Source organism: Romboutsia sp. 13368 (assembly GCF_018336475.1).
Taxonomy (GTDB): Bacteria; Bacillota; Clostridia; order Peptostreptococcales; family Peptostreptococcaceae; genus Romboutsia.
Genome location: NZ_CP048741.1, coordinates 955,482 through 959,350 on the forward strand (window position 1 = coordinate 955,482; position 3,869 = coordinate 959,350).

Consider the following 3,869-nt stretch of genomic DNA (forward strand, 5'->3'; position numbering starts at 1 on the left):
TATAGTNAAAAAAATGTTTACAATTACCAGTTAGTGGTATATAGTTAATATATATTGAAAATGAATATCAATATAGCTTAATAAATATTTTAAATATAGAGCAATTATAAAAGGCGGGAGAATAAAATGAAAAAAAGATATTTAGCAATAATGTTAGTTATATTATCTCTAGTGTCATTACTTATAGGAGCTAAAAATATAAGTATTTCAGATATTATTAGTTTAGACCAAGAGAGTATAAATGTAATGTTTATAAGTAGATTTCCAAGACTTATAGCTATAATACTAGCAGGAGTAGGGATGAGTATATGTGGACTTATAATGCAACAAATAAGTAAAAATAAGTTTGTATCTCCAACAACAGGAGCAACAATAGATTCAGCACAACTTGGAATAGTTGTAGCTATGATATTAATGCCAAATGCATCACCAATACAAAAAGCTTTAATATCATTTGCATTTGCACTAGCAGGAACATATATATTTATGAAATTTATAAGAACACTAAAATTTAAAGATGCAATATTTATTCCATTAGTTGGGATAATGTGTGGAAATATAATAGGAGCTATAACTAGTTTCTTAGGATATCAATTTGAACTTATGCAAAATATAAATGCTTGGATGCAAGGTAAATTCTCAATGATACTTAGGGGTAATTATGAGTTAATTTACATAAGCATACCGCTTATAATAATAGCAATTTTATATGCTAATAAATTTACTGTAGCAGGTATGGGTGAAGACTTTGCTAAAAACTTAGGAATGGATTATGAAAAAGTTGTAAACTTAGGACTTGTTATAATAGCATTAGTAACAGTATCTGTTGTAATAACAGCTGGAAATATACCATATATAGGACTTATCGTTCCTAATATAGTTTCTCTATATAAAGGCGATAATGTTGCAGAAAATATAGGTCATACAGCACTGTTTGGAGCACTGTTTGTTTTACTATGTGATATCTTAAGTAGAGTTCTTATATATCCATACGAACTATCAGTTGGCCTTATAGTTGGTGTTTTAGGAAGTGCAATATTCCTTTATATGATATTTAGGAGGGCTGGATATGGAGCTAAATGCTAAAATAGGAAAANAATAGGAAAAGAAAATAAAATAAATAAAAAAAATAATAGAGAAAGTATAGCACAAAATAAAATTTTTATTTTATCAATACTTATATTAGTAGTAAGTGGATTATTTTTAAGTATAGGGCTAAATGCAAATAATATGGATTATGCATTATCTCAACGTATCCCAAAACTACTAGCTATAATATTAACAGGAGTATGTATATCTATTTCGACTACAATTTTTCAAACTATAAGTGGAAATAAAATACTAACACCTAATGTTATGGGACTTGATTCATTATATGTATTAATACAAACAGTAATAGTATTTGTATTAGGTAGTTCAAGTGTATTTATTGTAGATAAAAGATATAACTTTGTAATATGTGTAGGAGGTATGATTTTACTATCTTCAATACTTTATAAAGTAATGTTTAAAAGAGAAAATTCAAATATATTATTCTTATTATTAGTAGGTATGATATGTGGGACATTATTTAGTAGTATGTCATCTTTTATGCAAATGGTTATAGACCCAAATGAATATTTAACGTTACAAAATAAATTATTTGCAAGTTTTAACAATGTTAATGTAGATATATTATTAATATCAATCATATTGATTATACTAGTAATTCCATTTGTTTATGATGATTTAAAGTACTTAGATGTTATAAATTTAGGTAGAGACCAAGCTATAAACTTAGGTATAGACTACGATAAATTAGTTAAAAAGTTATTCGTAGTAGTATCAATATTTATATCAATATCAACAGCACTAGTAGGTCCAATTACATTTTTAGGATTATTAGTAGTAAATCTTTCAAGACAAATGATAACAACTTACAAGCATAAGTACTTAATAACAATGTCTACATTACTAAGTGTTTTCATACTAGTATTTGGACAGTTATTGGCAGAAAGAATATTTAACTTCAGTACACCAGTAAGTGTAATTATAAACTTAATAGGTGGAATATACTTTATGTACTTATTATTAAAGGAGAGTAGAATATGATTGCAGTAAAAAATATACTAAAAAAATACGATAGCAAAAAAGTAGTTAATAATGTATCTGTAAATATAGAAAAAGGAAAGATAACTTCTTTTATAGGACCTAATGGAGCTGGTAAAAGTACACTTTTATCTATAATAACTAGATTAATGAAAAGAGATTTAGGTGAGGTTTATATAGAAGGTAAAGAAATTAGCCAGTGGGATAACAAAGAGTTATCAAAAAAGATAGCTATTCTTAAGCAGTCAAACAACTTAAATATGAGGCTTACTATAAGAGAATTAGTTAGCTTTGGAAGATTCCCATACTGTGAAGGAAGATTAACTGAAGAAGATGAAAAGTTTGTAGATGAAGCTATAGAATATATGAACTTAGTAGATATACAAGAAAAATACTTAGATGAGTTAAGTGGAGGACAAAGACAAAGAGCTTTTATAGCAATGGTAATAGCTCAAGGAACAGAATATATATTCTTAGATGAGCCTCTTAACAACTTAGATATGAAAAATGCTTCATCTATGATGAAAGTATTAAGAAATCTTTGTGATGATTTAGGAAAAACTATAATACTTGTAATGCATGATATAAACTTTACAGCTTGTTACTCAGATTATATAGTAGCACTTAAAGATGGAGCTATAGCTAAACAAGGTACTGTAGATGAAATTATAAATGAAGATGTTTTAAAAGAAATTTACGATATGGACTTTAATGTTCAAGAAATAGATGGTAACAAAATAAGTATATATTATTAATGATAATAATTATCTTTTTCGCGAAAAGACAATTAATATAAAAAGTAAAAAACTTGGAGGGAGTTATTATGAACAAAAAAGCAGCAATTATTGCAGGTGTTGCAATAGTAGGATTATTAGGTGCATTTGCGATAGGTGGTAAAAATAATACACCAGAAACAGAAGTTAAAGGAGCTGAAGTAGTTACAGTTCAAGATGAAAATGGAACTATTGAAGTTGCTAAAAATCCTGAAAGAGTAGTTACATTTGACTACGGAACATTAGATATATTAGATAATATGGGAGTTGATGTTATAGGACTTCCAAAGAAATCAGTACCTGAATATTTATCAAAATATAAAGAAGATAAGTACGGAGATGTAGGTGGGTTAAAAGAACCTGATTTTGAAGCAATAAATGAATTAAATCCAGATTTAATAATAATAAGTGGAAGACAAGCAGATATGTACGATAAATTTGCTGAAATAGCTACAACTGTATACTTATCAGTAGACGGAAGTGATTATTTAACAGATTTTAGCCGTAACTTAGATGTATTAGGTAAAATATTTGGTAAAGAAGACTTTGTAAAAGAAAACTTAGATAACTTAACTAAGCAAATGGAAGAAGTTAAAGCTATGGCACAAGAAAAGAATGTAACTGCTTTAACAACTATGGTTAGTGAAGGAAATATAAGTGTATTCTCTGATAAATCTAGATTTGGTTTAATATACAACGAATTAGGAGTTACAAATAAAGATGCTTCAATAGAAGAATCTAATCACGGTCAACAAGTTACATTTGAATACATAGCAGAGCAAAACCCAGAGTACCTATTTGTTGTAGATAAAGGAAGTGGTACAGGTGGAGAAGGTACAGCTAAAGCTTTATTTGACAATGATTTAATAAAATCAACAGATGCATATAAAAATGATAAAATAGTATACTTAGATTCAGCAGCATGGTATGTTGTAGCTGGTGGATTAGATTCTACTGAAACTATGATAAACAATATAAAAGATGCAATAAAATAATTAATATATTAAA

4 protein-coding genes are annotated in these 3,869 nt (G+C 27.4%); all 4 read left to right on the forward strand.

Features of this window, described 5'->3' with window-relative positions; genetic code table 11:
- Nucleotides 1-126: 126 nt before the first annotated feature.
- The 4 genes from G3997_RS03820 (at nt 127) to G3997_RS03835 (ending at nt 3,856) form a co-directional block, all read left to right on the forward strand.
- Nucleotides 127-1,086 (forward strand): ABC transporter permease, encoded by a 960-nt coding sequence (locus G3997_RS03820; RefSeq protein ID WP_296648387.1) that lies wholly within the window; start codon nt 127-129, stop codon nt 1,084-1,086.
- 144 nt (nt 1,087-1,230) lie between these two features.
- Nucleotides 1,231-2,091, forward strand: a complete 861-nt coding sequence (locus G3997_RS03825; RefSeq protein ID WP_330616199.1) for an iron chelate uptake ABC transporter family permease subunit — start codon at nt 1,231-1,233, stop codon at nt 2,089-2,091.
- Nucleotides 2,088-2,843 carry an iron ABC transporter ATP-binding protein gene (locus tag G3997_RS03830; RefSeq protein WP_296648392.1) on the forward strand — a complete coding sequence of 252 codons (756 nt, stop codon included), beginning with the start codon at nt 2,088-2,090 and terminating at the stop codon, nt 2,841-2,843. The genes G3997_RS03825 and G3997_RS03830 overlap by 4 nt, the downstream gene beginning before the upstream one ends.
- 68 nt (nt 2,844-2,911) lie before the next feature.
- Complete coding sequence (locus G3997_RS03835; RefSeq protein WP_296648396.1) at nt 2,912-3,856, forward strand: siderophore ABC transporter substrate-binding protein; 945 nt, start codon at nt 2,912-2,914, stop codon at nt 3,854-3,856.
- Nucleotides 3,857-3,869: the final 13 nt, after the last annotated feature.

Excerpts from the sequence above, each read along its gene's own strand:
- G3997_RS03820 (WP_296648387.1), top strand. The coding sequence starts at position 127 with ATGAAAAAAAGATATTTAGCAATAATGTTAGTTATATTATCTCTAGTG.
- G3997_RS03825 (WP_330616199.1), top strand. The coding sequence starts at position 1,231 with ATGGATTATGCATTATCTCAACGTATCCCAAAACTACTAGCTATAATA.
- G3997_RS03830 (WP_296648392.1), top strand. The coding sequence starts at position 2,088 with ATGATTGCAGTAAAAAATATACTAAAAAAATACGATAGCAAAAAAGTA.
- G3997_RS03835 (WP_296648396.1), top strand. The coding sequence starts at position 2,912 with ATGAACAAAAAAGCAGCAATTATTGCAGGTGTTGCAATAGTAGGATTA.